The sequence below is a fragment of the Pseudidiomarina donghaiensis genome, from assembly GCF_900116895.1.
Taxonomy (GTDB): Bacteria; Pseudomonadota; Gammaproteobacteria; order Enterobacterales; family Alteromonadaceae; genus Pseudidiomarina; species Pseudidiomarina donghaiensis.
Genome location: NZ_FPCF01000001.1, coordinates 206,934 through 232,381, shown reverse-complemented (window position 1 = coordinate 232,381; position 25,448 = coordinate 206,934). Strand labels below are relative to the sequence as shown.

General features: G+C 49.7%; 23 protein-coding genes. 11 read left to right on the top strand and 12 right to left on the bottom strand.

Annotated elements, in window-relative coordinates; all coding sequences use genetic code 11:
• Positions 1 to 8: 8 nt before the first annotated feature.
• From BM334_RS01105 to mgtE, 6 genes are read left to right on the top strand one after another with little or no spacing between them, the layout of a single operon-like run.
• A complete protein-coding gene (locus BM334_RS01105; RefSeq protein ID WP_092836742.1) occupies positions 9 to 1,382 on the top strand; it encodes an RNA polymerase factor sigma-54 in 1,374 nt (457 codons plus the stop codon).
• A gap of 26 nt (positions 1,383 to 1,408) precedes the next feature.
• On the top strand, positions 1,409 to 1,696 hold the full coding sequence (gene hpf, locus BM334_RS01100; protein WP_055439327.1) for a ribosome hibernation promoting factor: 288 nt from the start codon (positions 1,409 to 1,411) through the stop codon (positions 1,694 to 1,696).
• A 3-nt stretch (positions 1,697 to 1,699) separates the two neighbouring features.
• Positions 1,700 to 2,146 carry a PTS IIA-like nitrogen regulatory protein PtsN gene (ptsN, locus tag BM334_RS01095; RefSeq protein WP_092836739.1) on the top strand — a complete coding sequence of 149 codons (447 nt, stop codon included), beginning with the start codon at positions 1,700 to 1,702 and terminating at the stop codon, positions 2,144 to 2,146.
• Between the two features lie 9 nt (positions 2,147 to 2,155).
• A complete protein-coding gene (rapZ, locus tag BM334_RS01090; protein WP_092836736.1) occupies positions 2,156 to 3,010 on the top strand; it encodes an RNase adapter RapZ in 855 nt (284 codons plus the stop codon).
• Between the two features lie 8 nt (positions 3,011 to 3,018).
• Positions 3,019 to 3,297, top strand: a complete 279-nt coding sequence (locus BM334_RS01085; RefSeq protein ID WP_092839158.1) for an HPr family phosphocarrier protein — start codon at positions 3,019 to 3,021, stop codon at positions 3,295 to 3,297.
• A gap of 36 nt (positions 3,298 to 3,333) precedes the next feature.
• Positions 3,334 to 4,695, top strand: a complete 1,362-nt coding sequence (mgtE, locus tag BM334_RS01080; protein WP_092836733.1) for a magnesium transporter — start codon at positions 3,334 to 3,336, stop codon at positions 4,693 to 4,695.
• A 31-nt stretch (positions 4,696 to 4,726) separates the two neighbouring features.
• On the opposite strand, the gene pmbA is transcribed toward mgtE, so the two are convergent.
• Positions 4,727 to 6,073, bottom strand: a complete 1,347-nt coding sequence (pmbA, locus tag BM334_RS01075) for a metalloprotease PmbA (protein ID WP_092836730.1) — start codon at positions 6,071 to 6,073, stop codon at positions 4,727 to 4,729.
• Positions 6,074 to 6,311: 238 nt separating this feature from the next.
• Between pmbA and yjgA the strand changes: the two genes are divergently transcribed.
• Positions 6,312 to 6,815, top strand: a complete 504-nt coding sequence (gene yjgA, locus BM334_RS01070; protein ID WP_092836727.1) for a ribosome biogenesis factor YjgA — start codon at positions 6,312 to 6,314, stop codon at positions 6,813 to 6,815.
• Here yjgA and tldD read toward each other — a convergent pair.
• The 9 genes from tldD to BM334_RS01025 all read right to left on the bottom strand — a co-directional run bounded on the left by tldD (position 6,812) and on the right by BM334_RS01025 (position 18,035).
• On the bottom strand, positions 6,812 to 8,257 hold the full coding sequence (tldD, locus tag BM334_RS01065) for a metalloprotease TldD (RefSeq protein ID WP_092836724.1): 1,446 nt from the start codon (positions 8,255 to 8,257) through the stop codon (positions 6,812 to 6,814). The two genes, yjgA and tldD, sit on opposite strands and share 4 nt — an antisense overlap.
• A complete protein-coding gene (locus BM334_RS01060; protein WP_241970878.1) occupies positions 8,232 to 9,122 on the bottom strand; it encodes a carbon-nitrogen hydrolase family protein in 891 nt (296 codons plus the stop codon). The genes tldD and BM334_RS01060 overlap by 26 nt, the downstream gene beginning before the upstream one ends.
• A complete protein-coding gene (locus BM334_RS01055) occupies positions 9,019 to 12,942 on the bottom strand; it encodes a YhdP family protein (RefSeq protein WP_092836718.1) in 3,924 nt (1,307 codons plus the stop codon). Before BM334_RS01055 ends, BM334_RS01060 begins: the two co-directional genes overlap by 104 nt.
• A gap of 17 nt (positions 12,943 to 12,959) precedes the next feature.
• Positions 12,960 to 14,429 (bottom strand): ribonuclease G, encoded by a 1,470-nt coding sequence (gene rng, locus BM334_RS01050; RefSeq protein WP_092836715.1) that lies wholly within the window; start codon positions 14,427 to 14,429, stop codon positions 12,960 to 12,962.
• Positions 14,426 to 15,013, bottom strand: coding sequence for a Maf family protein (locus BM334_RS01045; protein ID WP_092836712.1), 588 nt, complete (start codon positions 15,011 to 15,013; stop codon positions 14,426 to 14,428). Before BM334_RS01045 ends, rng begins: the two co-directional genes overlap by 4 nt.
• The gene (gene mreD, locus BM334_RS01040; RefSeq protein WP_092836709.1) at positions 15,003 to 15,485 is read right to left on the bottom strand and encodes a rod shape-determining protein MreD; all 483 of its coding nucleotides are present in this window, start codon (positions 15,483 to 15,485) and stop codon (positions 15,003 to 15,005) included. The genes BM334_RS01045 and mreD overlap by 11 nt, the downstream gene beginning before the upstream one ends.
• The gene (gene mreC, locus BM334_RS01035; RefSeq protein ID WP_092836706.1) at positions 15,475 to 16,365 is read right to left on the bottom strand and encodes a rod shape-determining protein MreC; all 891 of its coding nucleotides are present in this window, start codon (positions 16,363 to 16,365) and stop codon (positions 15,475 to 15,477) included. The genes mreD and mreC overlap by 11 nt, the downstream gene beginning before the upstream one ends.
• A gap of 8 nt (positions 16,366 to 16,373) precedes the next feature.
• Positions 16,374 to 17,417, bottom strand: a complete 1,044-nt coding sequence (locus BM334_RS01030) for a rod shape-determining protein (protein ID WP_055439340.1) — start codon at positions 17,415 to 17,417, stop codon at positions 16,374 to 16,376.
• A 105-nt stretch (positions 17,418 to 17,522) separates the two neighbouring features.
• Entirely contained in the window at positions 17,523 to 18,035 is a 513-nt protein-coding gene (locus tag BM334_RS01025; protein WP_177214992.1) for a type II secretion system protein, read from the bottom strand.
• A gap of 132 nt (positions 18,036 to 18,167) precedes the next feature.
• On the opposite strand from BM334_RS01025, the gene BM334_RS01020 reads away from it, so the two are divergent.
• Genes BM334_RS01020 through BM334_RS01005 form a run of 4 tightly spaced genes read left to right on the top strand, consistent with a single transcriptional unit; the run spans position 18,168 to position 24,030 of the window.
• Positions 18,168 to 18,692: a type IV pilus modification PilV family protein gene (locus tag BM334_RS01020; RefSeq protein WP_092836700.1), complete on the top strand. Its 525-nt coding sequence runs from the start codon at positions 18,168 to 18,170 to the stop codon at positions 18,690 to 18,692.
• The gene (locus tag BM334_RS01015) at positions 18,692 to 19,528 is read left to right on the top strand and encodes a PilW family protein (RefSeq protein WP_092836697.1); all 837 of its coding nucleotides are present in this window, start codon (positions 18,692 to 18,694) and stop codon (positions 19,526 to 19,528) included. Before BM334_RS01020 ends, BM334_RS01015 begins: the two co-directional genes overlap by 1 nt.
• Positions 19,518 to 19,982 carry a hypothetical protein gene (locus BM334_RS01010; RefSeq protein WP_092836694.1) on the top strand — a complete coding sequence of 155 codons (465 nt, stop codon included), beginning with the start codon at positions 19,518 to 19,520 and terminating at the stop codon, positions 19,980 to 19,982. Before BM334_RS01015 ends, BM334_RS01010 begins: the two co-directional genes overlap by 11 nt.
• On the top strand, positions 19,969 to 24,030 hold the full coding sequence (locus BM334_RS01005) for a DUF6701 domain-containing protein (RefSeq protein WP_092836691.1): 4,062 nt from the start codon (positions 19,969 to 19,971) through the stop codon (positions 24,028 to 24,030). Before BM334_RS01010 ends, BM334_RS01005 begins: the two co-directional genes overlap by 14 nt.
• A 211-nt stretch (positions 24,031 to 24,241) precedes the next feature.
• Here the strand turns inward: BM334_RS01005 and BM334_RS12895 are convergent, their stop codons facing one another.
• Positions 24,242 to 24,766 carry a pilus assembly FimT family protein gene (locus BM334_RS12895; protein ID WP_092836688.1) on the bottom strand — a complete coding sequence of 175 codons (525 nt, stop codon included), beginning with the start codon at positions 24,764 to 24,766 and terminating at the stop codon, positions 24,242 to 24,244.
• 46 nt (positions 24,767 to 24,812) lie between these two features.
• Positions 24,813 to 25,418: a type II secretion system protein gene (locus tag BM334_RS00995; protein WP_177214991.1), complete on the bottom strand. Its 606-nt coding sequence runs from the start codon at positions 25,416 to 25,418 to the stop codon at positions 24,813 to 24,815.
• Between the last annotated feature and the right edge of the window lie 30 nt (positions 25,419 to 25,448).

Sequence of the window (25,448 nt, the reverse complement as noted above, 5' to 3'; positions counted from 1 at the left end):
GTGGTGGTATGAAACAAAGCCTGCAGTTTAAATTTTCACAACAGCTGTCGATGACACCGCAGCTGCAACAAGCCATTAAACTGCTGCAATTATCCACGCTCGAGTTACAGCAAGAAATTCAGCAAACCTTAGATGAAAACCCACTGCTCGAACTTGAGCAAAACGACGCCGAGGGCGAAACTTCAGTCACTGAAGACGATGACCCGTGGGAGCAGTCCTGTTCGGCGGCACTTGGTCAATCAACGGCTGTTTACGACGGCGAAGATGCTGTGTATCAAGGCCAGACTCAACAAACCCTGCAGGACCATTTAATTTGGCAAATGCAGCTGTCTCACTTTACTTCAACCGATGAATTAATTGCGTTATCAATTATCGATGCCATTGACGACAGTGGTTATTTAACCGTTAGCCTTGACGATATTCTAAGCGCGGTAAATCAGCAAACGGATGAAACCATTGAAGCCGATGAAGTTGCTGTGGTGCTCAAACGCATTCAACACTTTGACCCAATCGGTGTCGGTGCGCGCGACGTAGGTGAGTGCTTACTACTTCAGCTACAGCAATTAGCTCCTGATACGCCGTGGCGAGAGCACGCAGTGATGACCGTACGTGAGCATTTAGCGTTATTAGGTACGCGCGATTATCGTACTTTGGCACGTAAGCTACGGATATCCGAAACCGAGCTAAGTGCGATTCTTGCGTTAATACAAACGCTGCAGCCCCGTCCTGGCGAAGGCTTTAGCACTGCCGACGATGACTATGTGATTCCTGACGTGTTGGTACGTAAAAAAAATAATCGCTGGACCGTTGAGCTAAATCCGCAAAGTGTGCCTAAACTAAAGGTAAATGAAAGCTACCTGCAACTTTGCCAAGGAACGCGACAGACCGACGACATGCACTATATTCGCCAGCAAACCCAAGACGCCAAATGGTTTATTAAAAGCCTAGAAAGCCGCAACGAAACGCTACTTAAAGTGGCGAGCGCTATAGTGCTGCGTCAACAGGGGTTCTTTGAGTATGGCGAAGAAGCCATGAAACCAATGGTGTTAGCAGACATTGCTGCGGCGGTAGACATGCATGAATCAACTATTTCGCGAGTAACCACGCAAAAGTATATGCATTCACCGCGCGGTGTGTTTGAATTGAAGTACTTCTTCTCAAGTCAGTTGAACACTGACAACGGCGGAGAAGCTTCATCAACTGCCATACGTGCGTTGCTGAAAAAACTAGTTGCTGCGGAAAACCCAAAAAAGCCGTTGAGTGACAGCAAATTGACTGAACTCCTCGCGGAACAGGGTATCCAAGTAGCTAGACGGACCATTGCGAAGTATCGTGAGGCGCTCAATATTCCGCCCTCGAGTCAACGCAAACGTCTTATCTGAATCTTGGACAAAAGAAGGAAGATGTTATGCAAATTAATCTGACTGGTCATCATGTAGAAATCACTGACGCGTTACGCGAGTACGTTGATACGAAATTTAGTAAGCTAGAACGCCACTTCGACCACATAAATAACGTCCATGTCATTTTAAATGTTGAAAAGTTAACGCAAAAAGCGGAAGCTACGCTGCATTTGAATGGCGGCGAGGTTTTCGCTGATTCAGAGCACCAAGACATGTATGCCGCCATCGACGGGCTGATCGACAAACTTGATCGGCAGGTTATTAAGCATAAAGAAAAGATGAAACGCCACTAAATCATGGATTTATCCACCTTGTTAAGCCCCGACTGCACGCGTCGTGCAGTCGACGGCTCAAGTAAAAAGAAAGTACTTGAGCTCATTGGCCAAATGGCCGCCACTCGTTTGTCAGGCACGACTAGCTTTGACGTTTTTGAGAGTCTGTTGAACCGGGAACGTCTTGGTAGTACCGGTATCGGCTTGGGCGTTGCGATTCCGCATGGCCGCTTAAGTTCAGCCAATAAGCCCGTTGCTATTCTCATGACGCTACAAGAGCCTATTGACTTTGATGCGATAGACAATCAACCGGTGGATATAATTTTTGCGTTATTAGTGCCAGAAGATCAGCACGAGCAGCATTTACAAACCCTAGCGGCCGTTGCTCAACGTTTAAATGATAAGAACTGTACGCGCGCGTTACGAGACGCGGACAGCGATCAGGAACTCTACAACATCTTTACGGGGTAGCCACCAACAATGCAGTTGATTATCGTCACAGGCCGTTCTGGCTCAGGTAAAACGATTGCACTGAGAGTCCTTGAAGACTTAGGTTACTACTGTGTCGATAATATTCCGATTACCTTGTTGCCGACCCTTGTTCACGCGGTTATTGAGCAATATGACAAAGTTGCCGTCAGTGTCGACGTTCGCAATCTACCCGCTGACCCAAATGAATTAACTGAAGCGCTTGATTTCTTACCGAGTAAAATCAAACCCGAAATTCTCTACATCGACTCATCGGATAGCGTGTTACTGCGTCGCTTCGGTGAAACCCGTCGCTTGCACCCGTTATCATTAAATGAGCTGCCACTGGGTGATGCATTGGCAACCGAAGCCGCCATGCTTGAGCCGCTGGCTGAGCGCGCAACGTGGCGCATTGATAGCAGTGACTTGAGTGTGCACCAACTTAGCGAGCAAGTTTCCGAGCGCGTCTTAGGTAAAGCCGCTTCGCGCTTAATTGTGGTATTTCAGTCGTTTGGTTACAAATATGGCTTACCACCTGACCTAGACTACGCCTTTGATGCGCGAATTCTACCCAACCCACATTGGGAACCTGAGTTAAAGCCACTAACGGGCCAAGATCCCGCTGTGCAGCATTTCTTTGCGCAGCAGCCACTGGTGACGAAGTTTATTCACCAACTCGAGGTGTTTTTAGACACCTGGCTACCCTACTTTCAGCGCAGCAATCGTAGCTATTTAACCATTGGCATTGGTTGCACCGGTGGTCAACACCGCTCGGTGTACATTGCTGAACAGTTAGCCCAACGCTTTGCTGAGCAACCCTTTAAAGTACAAGTTCGCCACCGCGAAGCTAGCCGCCACAAGAAGTGAGATTGACCGTGTCTGATGTTGTTCGCCGTACCGTCACTATTCGTAACAAACTTGGTTTGCACGCGCGCGCCGCAACAAAACTCGCCAAGCTAAGCCACCAGTTTCAAGCGAAAGTTCATATTGTGCAGGGTGAGCAACAAGTGGATGCGTCAAGCGTGATGTGTTTATTACTGCTGGCAAGCGGCCAAGGACGCGAAATTGACGTTATTGCACAAGGTGAAGATGCCGTTGAAGCCGTGGACGCAATTGCCAACTTAATTGAATCTCGCTTTGACGAAGAGCAATGATGCGGTAAACTTCTCAAATTAATGAGGGGTTTATGTATGCTAGCTGAAGTTGCCGACAAAGAATTTGCCGAACAACGTATTCAGGAAGTTTCTGAATCGTTAGCCCGTGGCATGTTCGTGCAGGCGCGTCGCCAGCTGCACAACCTGCCCGCCTGGGATGTCGCCCTCCTGTTAGAATCATCACCGCCCAAAGCGCGTGCCATTATTTGGCAGTTGGTTGATGCCGATGAACACGGCGATATTCTTGAAGAACTCTCTGAAGAAGTTCAAAAATCGGTCATTCGCCAAATGGCGCCGGAAAAACTTGCGGCCGCTACCGAAGGCATGGACACCGATGACTTAGCGTACGTTCTACGTGGCTTGCCAGAGCAAGTTTACCAAGAAGTACTGAAGTCGATGGACGAGCAAGATCGTCAGCGGGCCGAGCAAGCCTTGTCATACGCCGAGGAAACCGCCGGCGGCATGATGAACACCGACACCATTACCTTACGTCCAGACGTTACCATTGACGTGGTTTTACGTTATCTGCGTTTAAAAGGTGAGCTGCCCGAAGCAACCGACAAATTATACGTGGTTGACCGCGACGACAAATTCATTGGTGAAATTGGCATTAGCCGCTTGCTCACTGTTGACCCCAGCAAGCTGGTGCAAGACGTGATGGACCCTGACATTCAGGGCATTAACGTGGACATGGACGAAGTGGAAGTTGCCAAACTGTTTGAACGCCAAGACTGGATTTCAGCACCGGTTATCGATGACGAGAACCGTCTACTTGGTCGTATAACCATTGATGACGTGGTTGATATTATTCGCGAAGACGCGCAGCACTCCATGTTGAGCATGGCCGGTTTAGATGATGACGAAGATACCTTCGCTCCGGTTTTAAAAAGTACCCGTCGCCGCAGCGTTTGGCTCGGGGTGAACTTAATCACCGCGCTTTTAGCTGCTGCGGTTAGCTCCATGTTTGAAGATATTTTGGCGCAAATGGCCATATTGGCGATTTTGAATACCATAGTCCCCAGCATGGGTGGTATTGCCGGTTCACAAACGCTCACACTGGTTATTCGAGGCATGGCACTAGGCCACATTGGTGCCAGTAACCAACGCTGGTTAATTGGCAAAGAATTAGCCATTGGCGCGCTAAACGGTGTAATTTGGGCGATTCTTATTGCCGGCGTGGTGGCCTTATGGAAACAAGACTTTGTTATTGGCGGAATTATTGCCTTCGCCATGATGGCGAACCTGCTGGCAGCAGGCTTGGCCGGTGTGACCGTGCCACTTATTCTAAAACGCTTTAATATCGACCCCGCGCTAGCCGGCGGGGTTATTCTCACCACAGTCACCGATGTGGTTGGTATTTTCGCATTTCTTGGTACCGCAACACTAATGCTAGGGTAATACTTGCTTGAATAATTCTTGCTGGGGTAGCTTACACCCCAGCAATGCGCATTTCTTCAAGCAATACCGAGCCGGTGCGTACACCGTGTCGTAGGTCAACATCACTAGCTATCGCAACAATGTTACGCAGCATGTCCTTCAAGTTGCCAGCAATCGTGATTTCTTCAACGGGGTATTTAATTTCACCATTTTCCACCCAGAAGCCTGCCGCACCGCGCGAGTAATCACCATTAACAATGTTCACCCCTTGGCCCATTAACTCGGTCACCAATAGCCCAGTTCCCATTTGGCGGCACAGCGCTTGTAAGTCAGGTACTTGCGAACCGACTTCCCAGGTATGAATACCACCGGCATGCCCAGTTGGGCTCATGCCGAGTTTGCGCGCCGAGTAACTGGTGAGTAGATAGGTTTGTAAAACGCCATCACGAATAATCTCGCGCTCCTGCGTGGCCAAGCCCTCGTGATCAAACGGACTGCTCGCCAAGGCGCCACGCAAATGTGGTCGCTCAGTAATCGTCAGCCACTCAGGCAGCACTTGTTTACCTAAATGATCAACCAAAAAACTTGATTTACGATATAAACTACCGCCACTAATACCTGCCACTAAATGCCCAAACAAGCTATTGGCCACGTCAGCACGAAAAATAACTGGAACTTTCGCGGTAGCAATCTTTTGCCCGTCTAAACGCGCTATAGTCGACTCTACGGCGTCTTCAGCCACCTGGGCTGGTGTCCATAGGTCTTCACGGTTTCGCGCCACTGAGTAGCTGTAGTCGCGTTGCATGGCGTCGCCGCTTTTGGCAATGAGCGAGCAACTTAGGCTATGCCGAGACTGCAAATAGCCAGCCACAAAACCATGGCTGTTGCCATAAACACGATAGCCCACATGGCTACTGTAACCAGCGCCGTCTGAGTTCACAATGCGTGGGTCTAACTGCAATGCGTGCTGCTCACAAGCCAAGGCTTGCTCGAGCGCAAACTCAGCACTTTGGTCTGCTGGGTGACACAAATCGAGATCGGGAATATCGGTCGCCATTAACTCGGCCGGCGCCAACCCAGCAAAGGGATCAGGCGAGGTGAAACGCGCAATGTCATTGGCTTTTTCAACTGCCGCGCGAATAGCCTTGGCGGTCAAGTCCGTGGTCGACGAGGAGCCTTTTTGCTGACCGCGAAACACCGTAATGCCCAATGCACCATCTTGGTTGAATTCAACCGTTTCAACTTCACCAAGCCGAGTGCCAACGTTAATGCCGCTGCTGCGGCTCATGGCACACTCAGCCGCGCTAACACCGAGTTTTTCGGCATATTTAATGGCGTCGGCGACGGCTTGTTCCACGTCGTGAAGGTCGTGTTTAAGTGCATCAATATCTGGAATCATTACCTCTCCTTTGAAAACCTTTAGAGCGTTATTCGTTATTCGTTATTCGATCGCTGCGCTTGTCGTTATTCGTGCGCTTTGCTGTTCGTCCGCTACGCTGTTCGTAAAAGAATTTTCGAACAGTGCGAAGCACGTACCAACAGTGAACGTAGTGAACGCACGAACAACGAATAACGATTAACGAATAACGCTTTTCTCTTTTTTCAGTTACAATTCGCGCAAACCATAGGGGTCTGTTATGAGCGAAATTGAACGCGACGACGATATCGTCAGCAAATCTGAACTAAAACGTGCCGCCGAGCAGCAACAGCAGCTTGGCGAACAACTCGTAAGCCTTGCCGAAGGTAAGCTGGCCAAAATACCACTCGACGAAGAGCTACTTGATGCTATTTTACTGGCACAGCGTATTCGCAACACACGCGAAGGCTACCGTCGCCAATTACAACTGATTGGCAAAATGATGCGCAACCGTGACACGGGGCCAATTCAACAAGCGCTTAGCGAGCTTGAAAATGCGCACCATGCGCAAAATGCTGTATTCCACCAATTGGAAAAATATCGTGACCAAATTTTGGCGCAAGGCGACGACGCTATTCAGCAGTTTATTGATAGCTACCCTCATGCTGACCGGCAAAAATTACGCCAGCTCTATCGCCAAGCAAACAAGCAAAGCCAACAGGGCAAACCGCCGACGGCTGCTCGCGAGTTGTTTAAATATTTACGTGAGGTGGCCGCCGTTTAATCGGTGCCACCTACTGTTAGGGCATCTAATTTCAGGGTTGGCTGTCCGACCCCAACCGGCACGCTTTGCCCGTCTTTACCGCACACGCCGACGCCTTGATCAAGTTCTAGATCATGGCCAACCATGGATACTTGACGCATTGCGTCAGGGCCATTGCCAATCAATGTTGCACCTTTAACTGGGGCGGTAATTTTACCGTCTTCAATTAAATAAGCTTCTGAAGCTGAAAAGACGAACTTGCCTGAAGTTATATCCACTTGCCCGCCGGCAAAATGCGGTGCATAAATGCCTTTTTTCACACTTTTGATTATTTCTTTTGGGTCATGCTCACCAGCTAACATGTAGGTGTTGGTCATGCGCGGCATGGGCAAGTGCGCATAGCTTTCGCGACGCCCGTTGCCAGTTGGGTCAACGCCCATAAGCCGAGCATTCAACTTGTCTTGCATGTAACCAACCAAACGGCCTTTTTCAATCAGCACGTTATAGCCGGCTTGTGTGCCTTCATCATCAATCGTCAATGAGCCACGGCGGTCATTCATGGTGCCGTCATCAACAATAGTGCAAAGTTCAGATGCAACCATTTCGCCTATTTTCCCCGCATAGGCTGAAGCACCCTTACGGTTAAAGTCACCTTCAAGGCCATGACCAACCGCTTCGTGTAGCAATACGCCTGGCCACCCTGCACCGAGAACCACCGGCATGGTACCTGCTGGTGCCGGCCGCGCCTCTAAATTAACCAGTGCCTGCCGCACAGCCTCGTCAGCAAAAGTTTTCCAACGGGGTTTTTCACCAATAATTTGCGAGAAATACAGATAATCGACGCGCGCGCCACCACCGGCACTACCGCGTTCACGGCGGCCGTTTTGTTCGACCAGCACGGTGCAATTTACACGCACTAGTGGGCGAATATCGGTGGCAAAAGTGCCGTCAGTAGCGGCTATTAAAACCTCGTCGTAACTGCCACTAATGCTTGCAATAACTTCAACAACTCGGCTATCTAGGCTGCGCGCATAGGCGTCAATTTCGCGGAGCAAATCAATCTTTGCTTGTTCGTCTAAACTTGCTAATGGGTTTACCGCCGCGTAACGCACCACATTTGGCGCAGCACTAAATGCTTGTACCTGTTTGTTGGCGCCAGCTTGGCTAATTCCTCGGGCGGCCGCAGCGGCTTGTTGTAATGCTTGCGGCGAAATATCGTCGGCGTAGGCAAAACCAGTTTTTTCACCATGCACGGCACGAACACCAAGGCCAGCTTCAATATGAAAGCTTCCCTCTTTGACAATGCCATCTTCAAGCACCCAAGACTCGTTAATACTGCTTTGTAAATAAATATCAGCGAAATCAATGTCGCCGGTGTACAACTGGTGTAGCGAACGATGCAGGGCATCAGCATCCAGTTGATATTGCGTGAGAAGATTATCTTGTACGCTTTGTGCTTGCATGAAGAACCTTTTGACTACTTTGAATATGTTGTGCCACTGGAATATCGCGGCGAATTTTGTCGAGTTGGTGAATATTAGCAACGTCACTGACGAGTTGAGTTTTAGGCTCAGTTGCTTCTGCTAATATGCGGCCCCAGCCATCAATAACAAGGGCATGCCCATAAGTTTCGCGACCATTGGCGTGCACACCAACTTGTGCGGCTGCCACCATAAAACATTGCTGCTCAATGGCCCGAGCACGTGTCAGTACATGCCAGTGCGCCTGACCGGTAACCTGAGTAAATGCAGACGGCAATACTAAAATATCGGCACCCTTGGTGCGCAGCGCGCGGAATAACTCGGGAAAGCGCACATCATAGCATACCGCCAAGCCTAAGGTGCCGAATTCCGTGTCTACGGTCACTACCTCGGTGCCTGGAGAAGTCCAGTGCGATTCACGGTAACTGCGCGTGTTATCGGCAACATCAACGTCGAACAAATGTATCTTGTTATAGCGCGCAACACAGTCGCCCTGCGGATTAAACACCAAACTTGCGGCGGTAAACTTGTCTGCTTTGGGGCTATCAATAATCGGCATCGTACCGGCAACCAGCCAAATACCGTGATGTTTGGCTAAGGCTGCTAGCTGCTGTTGTAGCGGCCCCGCTTTGAAAGGCTCGGCAAGCTCACGCTGACGCTTGTCGCCTGCACCAAAGCATAAACAGGCTTCGGGCAACACAACCAGCTGTGGCCGCTGAGGGGGTAACTGAGTTAACAGTTGTTCAATTGTTTTCAGGTTGTCTTGTGGGTTCGCGCTGCTGGTCATCTGCAGCGCTGTCAGTACCACTTTGCGGTTGTTCGTCGTTTGACTGGTTAGGGTCGACATTGTCACGTACCTCCGGTGGTATTGGTGCCGCACGGCTATCACGCGCCACCTCTGTAATGGTTGGGTCGTCCATGGTGCCTGAAATTTCATATTCAAGCCGGCTAATTACCTTAGCATCGTACAGCATTCGGTCAATCACCAAGGCCGCTAAACCCGATGGTGGATTAATCATCCACGCCAGAATAACCGGTAGGCTTGACGTCACTTTCGGTACGAACTGTAAGTCATAGTCCAGCTGTCGAGTAACTAGGTTGGTACTGCCCTTGACTTCCATATCACCTGCGGCGCCATTAAGTTGGGTATTGGTCGTATTCACAATACCGTTGGCAATATTAAAGTCACCGGAGAAATTGGTGTAGAACAGGCCGTTGGCAAACACGTCACGGAAGTCAAAGCGTAGCTTACGCAATATGCCATCAAGACTTAATAGCGAGAACAGTCGGGCTCCGCGGTCACTCACTTCGTTTAAATACCCTTGACCAAGATTCCACTTCACTGTGCCGTTTAGTGATTTCGACTCAAAACTATAAGGCGCAGCAAGAAAGCGCAAGTCAAAATCAAAAGTTGCGCTGCTGTCGCGAACCATTGACGTTACATTATAGGTTTCTAAAAACTCACCAAAATCAGCCGACTTGAACGTGCCTGTAAGATGCGTTTGTGGGTGTTTGGTGTCGGTTTCTAAAGCCCAACTACCATGGGCAACGATATCGTGATTGCGATGCTTTGCACTAAATTGTTCTAACGTGAATACTTTGTCGGTCGCACTTAAATGCAAGCTCACTTCGCCTAAGTCGTAACTATCAAACTGACAGCGCTGGCAGTCTAGGTAAATATCCGGCAGGCCGGTAAAGCTTTTTGGTGCTTGCCGGGGCGTTGCTTCTGGTTCGTCAACACCTGAGCTTAGTTCAATATAATCAGCGCGAATTTTTATCGCATCTTTGCCTTCTTCATTGGCTTGCCAGATAACGTCCGTTAATACTTGTTTTGATTCAATGCGAGCTTGCCATCCTTCCGCGCTAGGCCATGCAACAGTGGTGACATCGTCAAGCTGGACCGCGTCGTACGTCATGTTATTAGTGGTTAACTGAATAAAGTCAGGTTGAAGCCGTGTTGCCCAAGCCGATGCTACTGCTTTTTCTGGAATGAGCTGTTGTAAGCTCTGGTAGGCTTGCTGCCAGGCCTCTAAGTCCATTTGCTGAATGTTTACATCGACCATAAAGCGCGGGTTCAAGCGCACTACGTTCGGGCTTGGTGCTTGGCCAAACTCATTGCCAATGCGCATGTAGCCCGACGGCAAAGACTGCTCCTCGCTGTCTAGCTGCAACTCAAGTAAACCGAAGTCGTCAACCTCTGCGTTAACTAAAATAGATTCTTGGTCGCCAGACACCATGAGTTCGAGCCGCCCTTCTGTGCCGCTTTCGCGATAAAAGGGTGCTGGAGCTTGCACGTTGGCCTGACTAATGTCGGCCGTTTGTTGCCAACGGAAAGCGTAGCCGCCTGCCGTAGGTAGGCTTAAGTTAAAATCTGCTTGCCAAGGCATGGCGCCGCTAACCAGCGGCTTATAGCGCTCAAGGTTCCAATGGCCAACGGCGCTGACATCTACATAAAAGTCATCTTCTCGCTGCTGGGTATTTAGTTTGGCTTCAATGGGAAAGCCATTCCAACGTATGGCGAGGTCGTCGCTTTCCACTTTGTCATTACGAAAGCGCACTCGCCCGCGAATATCCGTAAAGGTTTCGCCTAAGCTCTCGACTTTCATTGTCACATCGCTTAAATCGGCATAGCCTTCAGCCACAACGTCTGGTGTCTCGGTTAACGGAATCGTTAATTGCAACTGACTTGTTAACGGCCCACTCAGCTTTAATTCTGTAAATGTGGTGCCTAAGCTACCAGCCAGCGGGCTGTCATTGAAAATTGGCTGCAACTCAGTCGCATTGCCAGCAATGGCCGCTTGAATATCTAGGTAAGCGTCTGAGCCGGCTAATATATCGGGTATTACGACATCAACACGCTGGGCATCAATGTTACCAAGCTGCCCGTCGGTGGCGACAATATGCATACGCTCATTATTGAAATTAACCACCACATTGGCGTCATATACAGGGCGCCAATCGGGCTGAAACTTATAATTCATGCCTGTTAGCCGCGCTCGCGCCTCAAATTCACCACGCTTATTATGGTAAGGAAAGTCGGCAACAGTGCCGCGCCAACTCATGGCTAACTCCTGCGCCTCACCATCTTGAATTGCCACCGTTAAATAGTCATGCAGGTTATCACCCATAACCACGGGCAGATGTTGACGCAGCACGGCGGCAGGAATGGGTTGTTCATTCACTGAGTTAGCACGCGCATTGACCATGACACTGCCGTCAACTGGCTGCAACCGCGCTTGAAAAGCAATGGGTAGCCCCTCGAGTTCAATGCGGCTACCTGGCGCAATATACAGTTGCCAGTCTTGCTCGTTATGCCAGACGAAATCACCTGAAACATTAATATAAGGTAACGCCCAAGCGTCATCGTAATCTAACGCGTCACTTTGAAACGCCGCATTTTTGCCGTCTAGGCGCCAGGTAATACGGTTTTCTTGCCCCTGCAAGCTCAAGTTAACATTGGTTAGCCCAGGTACCCCTGCTATTTGCCCCCAACTAAGTTGCTCGCCCTGAGCAAACCAACGCAACGGCTGCTCTAAACTTTGCTGCAGCGCAATGTCCATGGTGCCCTGCGCAGAGCGATCGGCTAATTGCTCGCTCACCGCCGCCCCCTCGCTACCTAACAGGTTCAAAAGCTCTAACATGGGCGCCAAAGGCACATCAACAAAACTCATTGCGGTTGAGCGCGGTGTTTGTTCCCAACTAAAGGTGGGTAGTACCCAGCTGTCGTTATTGTGTTCAATAGTGAGCGGGTTAGAGTTAACACGCCAGCCACTGTTCCCAAATGGGCGTAGTTTTAACTCGCCGTGCGGTATACGCAATGCATGCTGCTCTTGGCCAACCTGCCAAGTAAGTGCTTGCTCACCCAACTGCAACAAGCCTTCTGTGAATTGGTTTTGCGCGAAGTTTAGCCATAGTTGAAGATTAAACTCAGCTTGGTTGATTTGGGTGTCAACAACCTGTTGCTGCACCCACGGCGAGATATCAAGTTGATGCGCGTTGACATAAACTTGGCCGGTTAACGCGTTAACGCTATTGCCTCTAATATCAACAATAAAGTCGAGGGTGTTGTCGGTTACTTCAGAAAATGTCAGCTTGCCCACGCCTTGGTGACGCTGCTCGCGATTCATCCAACGCAAGTCTTGAATGTCTATCGCTCGCTGAATACCGAGTAGATTTACCAATTCAATGGTGCTGTCTGTCACCTCAATGTGATCTAGTTGATTCAGCAGTAAATTGGTTAAGTTATCCGATAGGACAATGCCGCTGCTGGCATCATCTAATTCGGCGTCACGCATATCGTAATGCAGCACCAGTTGGTCTAACTGCACTTGGTCATACTGCAATGATAACGAGCCGGCGCTTTGCCAAAAGTTCAGCAAAATACGGGCTTGCTCAATATCAACTCGCGTGGCTTTGTCAGCCATTGGCTGCACACGTAACTGGTGCAGCACTAACTCTGGGCCATTACGCCCCCAATCAGCACTAATACTGCCAAGTGAAGCCTCAACCCGAAAACGCTCCTTAAGAATATTCTCAAGCTGATCAGTGACATCAGGCAATTGCGGCAGTAAATAGCGCAACGCGCTAATGAATAACGCGAATAGCACCAGTACAATCGCAAAACTATAAAGTACCGTTCTGTAAATGAACCCAAATGTTCGTTGCATAATGGCTCTATCTGAAACTACATCATCACTACATCAAACTGCTCTTGATGATACAGCGGTTCGACGAGCACCTTCACTTGTTTGCCAATAAAAACCTCAAGCTCTGCCAACGCGTGCGACTCTTCGTTTAACAGCATCTCGGTAACCGCAGCTGAAGCGTAGACCATGAAATGATCAGCGGCGTAGGCACGGTTCACTCGAACAATTTCGCGCATAACCTCGTAACACACGGTTTCAACCGTTTTCATGGAGCCACGCCCGCTGCACACTGGGCACTCCGAACAAAGCACATGCTCCAAGCTTTCACGTGTGCGCTTGCGTGTCATTTCGACAAGGCCAAGAGTAGTAAAGCCATTAATCGACGTTTTTGCACGGTCTTTGGCGAGCGCCTGCTCTAAGCTATGCAACACGCGGCGACGATGATCGCTATTTTGCATGTCGATAAAATCAATAATGATAATACCGCCCAGGTTACGCAAGCGCAGCTGTCGCGCAATGGCTTGGGTTGCTTCTATGTTGGTGTTGAAGATAGTTTCTTCAAGGTTACGATGACCTACAAAGCCGCCGGTATTAATATCAATGGTGGTCATTGCCTCGGTTTGGTCAATAATAATTGAACCGCCAGATTTCAATTCAACTTTGCGATCAAGCGCTCGCTGCACTTCGTTTTCAACATCAAATAAGTCAAATATTGGACGCTCGCCCGCATAATATTCCAAGGCTTCGGTTAGCTCCGGAATAAACTCTTGCACGAACTCGCTGAGTAAGTCGTAGGTGGCACGTGAGTCAACCCGTATACGTTCAATTTGCTCACCGACAAAGTCACGTAAAATACGACACGACAGGTTTAAGTCTTCATAAACCAAACCGATTTTACGCATGCCTTTGCGGCGCTTTTGAATGGTGTCCCATAACCGGCGCAGAAATTTAGCGTCGCGCTGTAGCTCATCATCACGAGCGCCTTCGGCGGCGGTGCGCACAATAAAACCGCCTTCTTCATCGCAATACGGCAGCGCCGCTTGTTTTAATCGGTTACGCTCTTTTTCGTCTTCAATGCGTTGTGAAATGCCCACGTGCGGTGACTGCGGCATCAGCACCATGTAACGCGAAGGAATGGTGATGTCTGTTGTCAAACGCGCCCCTTTGGTGCCGAGCGGGTCTTTGACCACCTGCACCAAAATTTGCTGACCTGGGCGCACCAACTGAGCGATATCAGCAACCGGCATGGTGCCATGCGCAATATCTTCCGCTTGCTCAATTTGCGTGACGATGTCTGAGGCGTGCAAAAACGCCGCCTTTTCTAGCCCAATATCAATAAATGCGGCTTGCATGCCCGGTAATACGCGCGACACTTTACCCACGTAAACGTTACCAACCAAGCCTCGCTTGGCTTGCCGCTCAATGTGTATTTCTTGCAAAATACCATTTTCAATTAATGCCACCCGAGTTTCTGTGGGCGTTACGTTCATTAGAATTTCTGCACTCATGGGCGCCCCCCTATGTCATTGATTAACGCAACAATGAGCTGTTCGGTTTCATACACGGGTAAACCCACCACAGCAAAGTAGCTACCCTCAATGTGTGTTACAAACTTCGCTGCACGCCCTTGAATACCGTAGCCACCTGCTTTGTCGTGTGGCTCACCAGAGCGCCAATAGTCGGCTATTTCTTCGCTGCTAAGTGGCTTAAATGTGACCTTTGCAGCGCTAACAATCACACGCTCAATGCCTTGGCAAACCGCCGCAACAGCGGTTACGGCTTGGTGTGTTTGCCCAGACAGCTGCTGCATCATGCCGGCAAAGTGCTCAAAGCTTGTTGGCTTTTCAAGTACCTGGCCATCAGCCACAACAATGGTGTCGGCGCCTAATACCAACGCATCGGCGCTTGCTAATGCCAACCCTGCGCGGGCTTTATCTACCGCTAGCCGTTTTACGTAATCCGTAGGCGACTCTGTCGCATTGCGTTGTTCTACAACATCTGGGCGCACCACCGTAAAGGGCCGGTCGAGTAACTGCAACAACTCAAAGCGACGTGGTGAGCCAGAAGCTAAAACCAGCGAACTAACGGACAAGGTAATGCCTCCGATATTTGCGCAAAATTAAATACACCCACGGCCAAGCTATGGCTGACGAAATAACTGGGTATAAATAAGCAAGTTGAAATACAGCATCGTTAAGCACATGCTCAAGTTCATACACAATAATGCGCTTCACCATGACCAAAATCGCGACCACTAGGGCTTGCTGGGTAAATGAGTAGTTGCGAATGCGTTGAAAATGACGAATTGCAGGATAAGCCATAATTAACAACGCAGTTGCATAAATACCAAACACCGAGCCCATGAGTATGTCGGCCACCAAGCCAAGCACTAACACACTGCCCATACCTACCCGATGCGGCAATGCCATCACCCAATAAATAATCACCAAACTAAGCCAGTCTGGGCGCCACGGTTCCATAAATGCAGGCATGGGCATGACCATGAGCACCAGGGCCACAATGTAGCTGACTAATAACGGTATCAATCCCGATTTAATCCACATTGATGTTCTCCTCGTTCGCACTTGGAGATTTCACTTCATCGTACACTGGGGTTTCAGTGGCTGATGCGGGCCACAGCAATAATACCGTACGTATGCGGTCAAGTTGTGCATAAGGGCGCGCTAACACGCGTGCGTATTGCAAACGCTCATCACGATCAATGGAAATAATCTCTGCCACCGGATAGCCTTCAGGAAAGACCCCGCCAAGGCCGGACGACATAAGTTTGTCACCCACCTCAAGTTCACTCGAGTGTGGAATGAACATCAGTTCAAGCTGCTGCAAGTCGCCTGTGCCGCGAGCAAGCACACGAATATCATTGCGCTCGGCCCGTAGTGATATGGCATGGCTTTGATCAGAAATAAGTAGCACGCGGGCGGTGCCACGACCAACACTGATAATCTGCCCAACAATGCCACGGTTATCGAGTACTGGCTGGCCATCATAAACACCATTAGTACTGCCCTTGTTAATGACCACCTGGTGAGAAAACGGGTCGGTTGCTACCGACACCACTTCGGCGGCCATGCGACGGCTTTCTTGGCGCACATCAGAGCCGAGTAGTTGGCGCAAGCGGTCGTTTTCATTCTCGAGAAAGTTTAATCGCTGCACCGCCATTTCAAGCTCTTGCAACTGTTGTTTGAGTTGGACGTTTTCTTCGCGAAGTGTGGTCCGTGTGGTAGACAGATAAACTAATCGATCAAGAACTTCTTGTGGCAGAACGGCTAGATATTGAACCGGGGCGACAACGGTCGATAAAAACGAACGCACCGGCTGCATGGTGTTCAGCCGGTGGTCTAAAAACATCAACGTGGCGGCGCATATAAGCGCCATGACCAGTCGTGAGAGAAGGGTTGGCCCCCGTTCAAAAAGCGACTTCATGCGGCCGCTTACTCATAACTGAACAGGTCACCGCCGTGCATGTCGATCATCTCGAGTGCTTTACCACCACCGCGAGCTACACAGGTCAGCGGGTCATCCGCGACAATTACTGGAATACCGGTCTCTTCCATCAACAAGCGGTCAAGGTCACGTAGCAACGCGCCACCGCCGGTTAATACCATGCCGCGCTCTGAAATATCTGACGCCAACTCTGGTGGTGATTGCTCAAGCGCAACCATAACCGCACTCACAATACCCATTAATGGCTCTTGCAGTGCTTCTAAAATTTCGTTGCTGTTTAGCGTAAATGAACGCGGGACACCTTCGGCAAGGTTTCGACCACGTACTTCTATTTCGCGAACTTCTTCGCCAGGGAACGCTGAACCAATTTCGTGCTTAATGCGCTCAGCAGTTGCTTCACCGATAAGTGAACCAAAGTTACGACGGATATAGTTCACAATGGCTTCATCAAATTTGTCACCACCAATACGCACAGAGGATGAATACACCACGCCGTTTAACGAGATAATCGCAACTTCTGTGGTACCACCACCAATATCAACCACCATGGAGCCGGTCGGCTCAGAAACTGGTAACCCAGCACCAATTGCAGCGGCCATTGGCTCATCAATAAGATGCACTTCGCGCGCGCCAGCACCTAAGGCAGACTCACGAATGGCACGGCGTTCAACTTGGGTTGAACCACAAGGCACACACACCAAAACACGCGGGCTAGGACGGAAATAGTGGCTGTCGTGCACTTTCTTAATAAAGTGCTGGAGCATTTTTTCAGTCACGTAAAAGTCAGCAATAACGCCGTCTTTCATCGGGCGAATAGCTTTGATGTTACCTGGCGTACGGCCAAGCATTTGTTTTGCCGCATGACCCACAGCTGCGACGCTTTTTGGCCCGCCCGATTTCTCTTGGCGAATAGCGACGACCGACGGCTCGTTCAACACGATGCCTTCGTCTTTCACGTAGATAAGTGTGTTTGCTGTACCCAAATCAATGGACAGGTCGTTGGAGAAGATGCCGCGTAACTTCTTAAACATGAGGGGATGTTCCCTTACTCGTAATTTGGTGGACTGAAAAACCGTGTAACTTTACCAAGCGCAGCCCTTGTGGGCAAGCGCGCATGTGTATTATCTACACAGAACTTAGCTGCAAGCTCCTGGGCGAATATAGCCTTGGCTCTGTACACAAATTTGGCGTGCATTTGCACCGGTCATTTGAATTTCGACACTGCTTTGACCACAGCTTTCGGCAACGGTTGCATGATTGGTCGAAACTGGACACCCCAAGGCATTAAAATAAAACCCCGTGGCTGCCCCACTAATGCTAGACACCACATTAATACCATTGGCACTGGGTACCTGTATCAGCCGCGCCGTGTTAATACTCGCACCGCATTCAACCGGGCTAACTTGTGCACTGGTGATGCTAATGCCATAACAGGGGTTTGCCATGTCTTGCATGGCACGTTGTTGTTGAAGCCTTAATAAGCTAATCAGTTGGCGTTCTGTAACCACTTGGTCAACGCCGCCAGAGCCAAAAATTCGAGGCCCAGCAGTCACTGCCAAAATTCCGACCAATACAATAACAATAATCAGCTCAACCAGCGTGAAACCTTGCTGATAATTTACATTTTGGCGGCTGTGAAAATTTGTCATTGGCATGATTTTTGTGGCTCTGCGTCAATAGTCATATATGGCGAACAATATATGCAGTGTAAACTAAAAAAGTGTAGTATACAGAACAATATATAAACAAATTACAATAAACGTAGCGCCCTCGGAGCAACCATGCAGCGCGGTTTTACCCTTATTGAGATTATTATCGGCATTGTGGTACTGGCAATTTCAATTGTCTTGCTGACAGTGTTGGTTTTTCCGCAAGCGCAGCGCAGCGCTGAGCCCTTGTTGCAACAACGCGCTGCCGCCTTAGGCGAAGCATTTATTCAAGAAATTAACGGCAAGTCATTTGATGAAAGCAGTGACCGCAGTGGTGGCGCTGAGCGCTGCGGAGAAACTGGCGCGCCCGCCTGTACGCTGCCGGCTAATTTAGGCCCGGACAGTGAAGCACGCAATGACTTTGACGATGTCGATGACTACCATCAGTTGCAACTAACTAGCCCCACATTAGCCGATGCCATGGGTGCTGATATTGCCGCACGCTACCCAGGTTTCGAGTTTGCGATTAGCGTTTGCTATAGCGATACCAGCGGCACATGTCAGTCAACGGTAACCCTGTACAAAAAAATTGAAGTGACAATTACCACCTCCTTCGGTCAAAACTTTACCTTTGCCACTCTGCGAGGGAATTACTAATGACACGGCGCAGCGGTTTCACACTGGTTGAGTTGATTATTGTCATCGTGCTGTTGGCCATAGCGGGCTTATTTGTTTTTAATTATTTAGGCTTTGGCGCACAAATATTTCGTGATGCCACCGAGCGCGACCAACTGGTGTCGCAGTCACGTTTTGCGCTAAACCGATTAAGCAGCGAACTGCAGGGCGCGGTGCCGCGAAGTGTTCGTGTATCAAGCACCGACTCTCAGCGCTGCTTAGAGTTCATGCCAATACTCGCCAGCAGCTTGTACCTTGACATACCGCGGCCGGGCCCAACCGGCAGTGACCCATTCATTGCTGTCGAGCCTGAGTCAAACGCAGGCCTTATTGGCGGCTACTTGCTCGTTTATGCAACCAATACGAGCTATATTTACGGCAATAACGTGCAGCGCCGCAAGGTGATCACGAACATTACAGCGACCACGCCGGCACAAGATAACTTGGTAGAAATAAACTACTCAACAAACCCGGCATTTTTCGGAGCCGAAAGCCCGGCGCGGCGTTACTACATAGGCGGCCAGCCAATAAGCTGGTGCTATGACGACACCACCCAGCGCATTTATCGCTTCGCTGGCTACGGCCTACAAAACGTGCAACGTAGTTTTAGCCAATTGCAAACCATTGGTGCCGCAAGTGCTGAAATAATGGCCGAAGACATCTACAATGACTTGAACAATAACGAGTTTCCATTTTATGTTTTTGAGGCAACGTTGCAGCGCAACAGCTTAGTGCAACTAGACTGGCGTTTTAGCCGCGAAGCAGGCTCCGAACCACTACAAATTGTTCATGAGGTACATATTGCCAATGTTCCCTAGTCACAGCCCATCAATAGTTAAACAACGCGGTGCCGCCTTGGCTGTCGCGGTGTTTATTATTGTAGTAATGAGCCTTATTGGTATGGCTATGGTGCGCATTTTGGGTGACTCCACACAAGCGATTGTCGGCGAAGTTTATGGCACGCGTGCGCAAGCGGCCGCGCGCACTGGCGCTGAATTATTTTTGACAGAATTATTCCCTCATGACGCGCCAGCTGCCAGCGGGTTATGCCCAGAGCGCACCGCGGCGGCTCCGCCTGAAGTTCGTGCTGAGCAGTCTTTTGCTATTGCGGGCTTAAGTAACTGCTCAACCACGGTGTATTGCGACCGTGCTGATTTAACCAGCCCCTACAGCGGCACACATTTTCGCATTATTGCTCAGGGCGCTTGCCAAGCCGGTGACATGACCTACTCAAAAGAACTCATGCTGGAGGCTAGCGATGGGGTTTTATAAACATTTATCGTGGTTGGTTTTGGTACTTCTGTTGTCATGCCCTGTCAGTGCAGCAACCTATAATCTAAAACAGCAGGTACCAACTGGTTGTAATCAAAAAGGCAATAATCCGGTAATTTGCCCTAATGGATTGACGTTGCAATGGGGCGATATTATTGACGCAACCCAAGTATTGGAAATTAACGTATCAGGTGACGTTAACCTGCAGAATGCACAGATAAATGTCGGCAACGCCAATAGCGTTATCATAAATGCAACGGGAAATATTACCACTGGTTGGCAATTTCGTATTCACGGCTCATTAAATGCCGGCGGCACGATTACAGTGGATGGCCAAAGTGAGTTTATTGGTGATCTGGAAGCCACTACCATTAACGCCTTAAATGCTAGTAACAACCTGTATCAAGGTAACCTTATAGCCAGCAACAGCATTAGCCTTGGTTATCAGAGTAGCGTGAGTGGCAGCCTGCAAGGCGGTACCATAGATACGAATAGCAACACTACTATTTCAGGTTCAATTAGCGGTAGTGATATCACATTTGGTTCGCAAAATACTGTTACTGGCCCAATTACCGGCACTAATTCTGTGACATTGTTGTCACAAGGTTCAATTTTTAGTAGCGCAATAAATTCTAATGGCCCCGTTACTATTTATAGCCAGACTACCATTAACGGTAACGTTTCGGGCAGCGATGTGGTGCCATTTTTTGATGGCAGCCAATATCAAGGGTCGAACGTAGTGATTAATGGCAATGTTACCGCCACTAACAATTTTGTGCTGCCAAGCAGCAGTCAGCTGACTGGCAACGTTACCGCGGGTTCCGTATTAATTCGCGCTACTTCTTCGGATATCGAAGGTGATGTAATTGCCAGTGGTAACGTGATCATAGAGAGTGGCTCTGGAGTTACCGGTAACGCAGCTGGGCAAAACATCGAATTACAAGATTCCGCCGCGTACATTACCGATAATGCTGTGGCTGAAGACACTATCACCATTGGATGGTCTGGTAGCATTGGAGGGGACGCCTCGGCAACGACTATTGACAACAATAGTGGTAACCCAGACTCAGTGGCGGGCAATGAATACTGTACAGATTCCGACAGTACTGTTGACCCTACTCATGCGTTTGCATGCTCCCCCCCTGGTTCAGCTGGTGACCCCGGCGGCGGAGGCGGTGGTTCTGGGCCCCCCGATCAGTGCCAGCTCTTCAATGAGCTAGCAGGCTATGGCATAGTTGGCTCCAATGGCTTTGAGTCTGGTGGTGGTTCGCAAATAAATAATAACGACATTGTTGATGAAACCGGCAACGGTGGTAATACCCCCACGCCGTCAGGCAGTATAGACACCGTTGACCTTGAGTTTCCGCCGTTAGATCCAGATGTGTTCCCGATTTTCAATGGCTCAGGAACCTTACAAAACAACACCAACATCGCTCCGGGCACCTACGGTACTATTCGCACCCAAGGCAACAATGCGCTGTCATCAACCAGTGGTGGTGGCACTTATTATATAGAACAAATTACCTTTTCAACCAACAGCAATACATTGACTTTAGGCCCTGGTGATTACTTTATTAAATCAATAACCTTAGGCAATAATACCAGTATTAATATCTCTACTTCTGGGCCAGTTCGTCTGTTTATTCGCGATGGTGTATCGGGTGGAAACGATAACTCTTTTAATAGTGGCGGCAACGTTGGCGATTTGGTAGTGTATTTATACGAAGGCGCTGACTTTGTTATAGGTAATTATTGTAACAGCGGCAACAACTGCCCTGAATTTACCTTTAACGGACTTATTTACAGTCCTTACGAAACCTCTGACATTGAGTTTGGTAACAACACCAACTTTCAAGGTGGTGCGCTAACCGCCGGTACAGTTACAGTTGGCCAAAATACAGAGATTACCTACTCGCCGCAAACTCAAGCTGACGTAAACGCAGCGGCTGGCTGTGAACCCGAACCAGCGGCGGTGAATCATTATCGCATTTTGCACCCCACCCGCATGGTCAGCTGTTTAGCTGCACCAATTGAAATTATTGCGTGTGCCAACGCAGACTGTAGTGAAACTTTCGACGACACCGTTGCGCTAAGCGCCACCGCCAGCGTAAGCGGCAGTACGTGGTTAGGCGGTGCTATAACTGCCAGTACCGCTGAAACCAGCGAGTGGCAGTTCACCAATGGTAGCGGCAGTGGTCAGCTTAGAAACACCACAGGCGGTGTAACTGCAATTTCGCTTACTAACGAAGTGCCACCGGCAACCAACGCCGTACAGTGTTACGACAGTACCGGTGTTAGTGCTACTGGGTGCAACGTTGAGTTTGTGAATGCCGGCTTGGTATTTACTGCACCGGACGGCGTTAGCGCCATTACCAGTAGTCATGCGGGGCTCGATTTCCCCATACTGTTGCGTGCTGTGGAGACCAATACGCTAACCGGCGCCTGCGAAGCGCGGGTGCAAGGCGAGCAAAGTGTTAACGTTGGGCTAGAATGCACCAACCCATTAACCTGCCAAGCGGGACAAAGCTTTTTAGCTAACGGCTCTAGCATTCCGTTAAACGACAATGGCACGACAATCACTAGCGCGCCAGTTTCGCTGACGTTTGATGCGAACGGCAGCGCACCAATAACCGCAAATTACAGTGATGTTGGGCAGCTAAGACTGCACGCCAGTTTAAACCTTGCCGAAAATACCGGAAACGGCAACCCTGCCGCAACCTTGGTTGGTACTAGCGTGAACGACTTCGTGGTGCGCCCGCACACTCTTGTCGCTCGTGCACTTGATGACGCCGGTGACTTATGGACAACCACAACCAATACCGGCGCTGGGTTTAAAGCCGCGGGTGAAGACTTCACCTTTATAATTCAATCACTAAATGCGAACGGCAACCCGACACCGAACTTTGGCAATGAAATTGGCGGCAGCGAAAACGTAACCGCAAGTTACGACTCCATGGCCTACCCAGTCATTCCCGGTGATACATGGAGCAGCAGCAAGCTGACCATTACCGCACCGTTTGTTGATGATCCTGACTACGCCGGAGCTCTGCGTACTGGGGGTGCGCGCTGGCGCGAAGCTGGCACGCCGAATATTTTACCCGCTTTAGTGGGCAATAATTACCTAGGTGCCGGTAATGTTCTGCAACAGGTAGCAAGCCCAATTGGGCGCTTTTACCCCGACCGGTTTGAGCTAGCCAGCTCTAGCGTAACCAACGCATGCTCAGTTTCTGGATTTACCTACATGGGCCAGCCCAATATTGCTGTGCAATTTAGTGTGCGCGCGGTAAACACTCTTGGGGTTGTTACACAGAACTACCAAAGTGATGTGTATGACAATACCGCAGTTCTTGCACTCGCTGCTGCCAACACTAGCCCGCTCGATACTAGCGCTGACGCGTTTGCGACGCGATTGGTTGCACCGTTAACTGGTGCTTGGATACGTGGCGAGTATGACAATCTGGGTAGCATTGCGACCTTTAATCGTCTAGCTACGGAAGCCACCGATGGCCCCTATACGTCTGCGCGGCTAGGATTGCGCGTTACTACAGAAATGGATAACCGCGATTTCTTAGTAAGCAGTTTGACGACGCAACAAGGCATGGCCGCACAATTAAGCGGCGTGCTTGAATTACGCTATGGCCGCATGGTGCTCGAAAATACCTATGGTCCTGAAAATGAGCCGTTACCGGTGGTTATGCGGGCAGAGTATTGGGATGGCAGCCGTTTTTTACTGAACGACCTCGATTCATGCACAGCAACCACTGCAACCTCGCTGAACATTGTGGAAAACCCGAACGCGCTGACCACTACCGCAGCTGGTGTTGATAGCGATTTACTCACTGGCGAGCTCTTACCTGAGAGCCTCTACTGGACGCCGCCTTCACCGACTGCTACCGGCGAGTTCTTGTTTGAATACCAAACCGACAGCTGGCTGGAATACCCATGGCTTGACGAAAATGGCGCAAGTCATCGCTTCCCTCGTGCTACCGCCGGCTTCGGGCAATACCGTGGCAACGACCGCGTCATCTTCTGGATAGAGCGCCAGTAATCCGGCAATAGCCGGATTCCTGTAGCCCGGCGTTCTACGCCGGGACGTGCGAAGCACGGTGAATGCCGTTCGTTATTCGTTATTCGTTATTCGTTATTCGGTATATTGGTGCGCTGCGCTACGCTGTTCGTCCGTTCGCTTCGCTCACTGTTCGCTAAATCGCAGGCAATAAAAAAGCGCCCGCAGGCGCTTTTAAACAATCCTAGCTATATTAACAACCGGTTGTTACAACAGTGATTGTTGGGCGATCACCAGCATCATCTACGTCAGTATACTCAACGTAGCATTCATCTACTGTTGTGTGGTCAGCAGCCGAAAAGTCAGCCGTTGGGATAGTTCCTGCCGGAGCAAAACGAACTGAAGTGGCTGTATCACCTGGATCACCAGTTGCTGCGGTGTAAGCAATTTGCCAGTCAGCAGGAGTAATATTAAGTGCAGCAGTGATACCCGCTGCAGTTGCCGCTGGGTATCCATATACTACTTCTATTGAGTCAACAGTAATATACGCTGGCGTTGTTGCGCCATCGTTAGCATCACCTTCAACGCCAGCAATCGCTGCCTTGCCGAATACTAGGTCAGCTGCGCCGTTCATTGAGCCTCGTAAACCTTCAAGTGTTGACACGCGTGCGTCACTTGAGAAGTTGAAGAACTGCGGTGCTGCAGTGACAGCCAAAATACCAAGTACGACGATCACGATGATCAATTCAATTAAGGTAAAACCTTTTTGTGTTTTCATAACGCTCTTCCCTATTAAAATTAGCGGGTGTTCCCCAAAGTATAAACTAATTATTGCTAAAAATACTTACCCCACCGGTACGCGGGTTGTAAACAAACACGTTACCGACAGACAAATAGTCGGTGCCACTTGGCGCAGAGGCCAAGTTTTTAATGGTATTTGCTAAATAATACACGCAAATATCATTAACGCCGTTATTTTCGCGTGACACGTAATAACGGTTTTCACCCAGCAGGGTAAAACTGGTGGTAGCGGTTGGCGCGCCTTGCAAGATGGCTTGCATAATGGTGCGGCAATCTTCGCTAGATATGTTTAAATCATGGGCGTCTAAGTTGTTATCGCCACTCACGGGGTAGCCTGTGCTGCCGTCAACATTAACACTAATGCCATCCATAACAACGACAGCGCCAGCGCCGTCAACGTTTCCTTGCGGTCGGCCGCGCAGTTCCCATTCGGCGCGCACAAGCCCTACCGCGCTGGCAAAGCCACCGGCCACGCCTTCAACGGCTGCGTCTTCGGCGTCGGCAGTCACGCTGGTAAAACGCGGCAATGCTGAAGCTGCTAATAATCCCAGAATTACCACAACAATGATCAATTCAATGAGGGTAAAGCCTGATTGTCTTTTTGTTATAGTGTGTTGCACAGCTAACATCCCTTAGTCCCCATATGGTTATTATCTTTT

Excerpts from the sequence above, each read along its gene's own strand:
- rng (WP_092836715.1), bottom strand. The coding sequence starts at position 14,429 with ATGAGTGCAGAAATTCTAATGAACGTAACGCCCACAGAAACTCGGGTG.
- BM334_RS12895 (WP_092836688.1), bottom strand. The coding sequence starts at position 24,766 with ATGAAAACACAAAAAGGTTTTACCTTAATTGAATTGATCATCGTGATC.
- BM334_RS01025 (WP_177214992.1), bottom strand. The coding sequence starts at position 18,035 with ATGACAAATTTTCACAGCCGCCAAAATGTAAATTATCAGCAAGGTTTC.
- mreD (WP_092836709.1), bottom strand. The coding sequence starts at position 15,485 with ATGTGGATTAAATCGGGATTGATACCGTTATTAGTCAGCTACATTGTG.
- BM334_RS01010 (WP_092836694.1), top strand. The coding sequence starts at position 19,518 with ATGTTCCCTAGTCACAGCCCATCAATAGTTAAACAACGCGGTGCCGCC.
- mgtE (WP_092836733.1), top strand. The coding sequence starts at position 3,334 with ATGCTAGCTGAAGTTGCCGACAAAGAATTTGCCGAACAACGTATTCAG.
- BM334_RS01030 (WP_055439340.1), bottom strand. The coding sequence starts at position 17,417 with ATGTTTAAGAAGTTACGCGGCATCTTCTCCAACGACCTGTCCATTGAT.
- yjgA (WP_092836727.1), top strand. The coding sequence starts at position 6,312 with ATGAGCGAAATTGAACGCGACGACGATATCGTCAGCAAATCTGAACTA.
- BM334_RS01060 (WP_241970878.1), bottom strand. The coding sequence starts at position 9,122 with ATGTCGACCCTAACCAGTCAAACGACGAACAACCGCAAAGTGGTACTG.
- ptsN (WP_092836739.1), top strand. The coding sequence starts at position 1,700 with ATGGATTTATCCACCTTGTTAAGCCCCGACTGCACGCGTCGTGCAGTC.
- BM334_RS01055 (WP_092836718.1), bottom strand. The coding sequence starts at position 12,942 with ATGCAACGAACATTTGGGTTCATTTACAGAACGGTACTTTATAGTTTT.
- rapZ (WP_092836736.1), top strand. The coding sequence starts at position 2,156 with ATGCAGTTGATTATCGTCACAGGCCGTTCTGGCTCAGGTAAAACGATT.
- BM334_RS01015 (WP_092836697.1), top strand. The coding sequence starts at position 18,692 with ATGACACGGCGCAGCGGTTTCACACTGGTTGAGTTGATTATTGTCATC.
- BM334_RS01020 (WP_092836700.1), top strand. The coding sequence starts at position 18,168 with ATGCAGCGCGGTTTTACCCTTATTGAGATTATTATCGGCATTGTGGTA.
- BM334_RS00995 (WP_177214991.1), bottom strand. The coding sequence starts at position 25,418 with ATGTTAGCTGTGCAACACACTATAACAAAAAGACAATCAGGCTTTACC.
- BM334_RS01105 (WP_092836742.1), top strand. The coding sequence starts at position 9 with ATGAAACAAAGCCTGCAGTTTAAATTTTCACAACAGCTGTCGATGACA.
- BM334_RS01005 (WP_092836691.1), top strand. The coding sequence starts at position 19,969 with ATGGGGTTTTATAAACATTTATCGTGGTTGGTTTTGGTACTTCTGTTG.
- mreC (WP_092836706.1), bottom strand. The coding sequence starts at position 16,365 with ATGAAGTCGCTTTTTGAACGGGGGCCAACCCTTCTCTCACGACTGGTC.
- pmbA (WP_092836730.1), bottom strand. The coding sequence starts at position 6,073 with ATGATTCCAGATATTGATGCACTTAAACACGACCTTCACGACGTGGAA.
- hpf (WP_055439327.1), top strand. The coding sequence starts at position 1,409 with ATGCAAATTAATCTGACTGGTCATCATGTAGAAATCACTGACGCGTTA.
- tldD (WP_092836724.1), bottom strand. The coding sequence starts at position 8,257 with ATGCAAGCACAAAGCGTACAAGATAATCTTCTCACGCAATATCAACTG.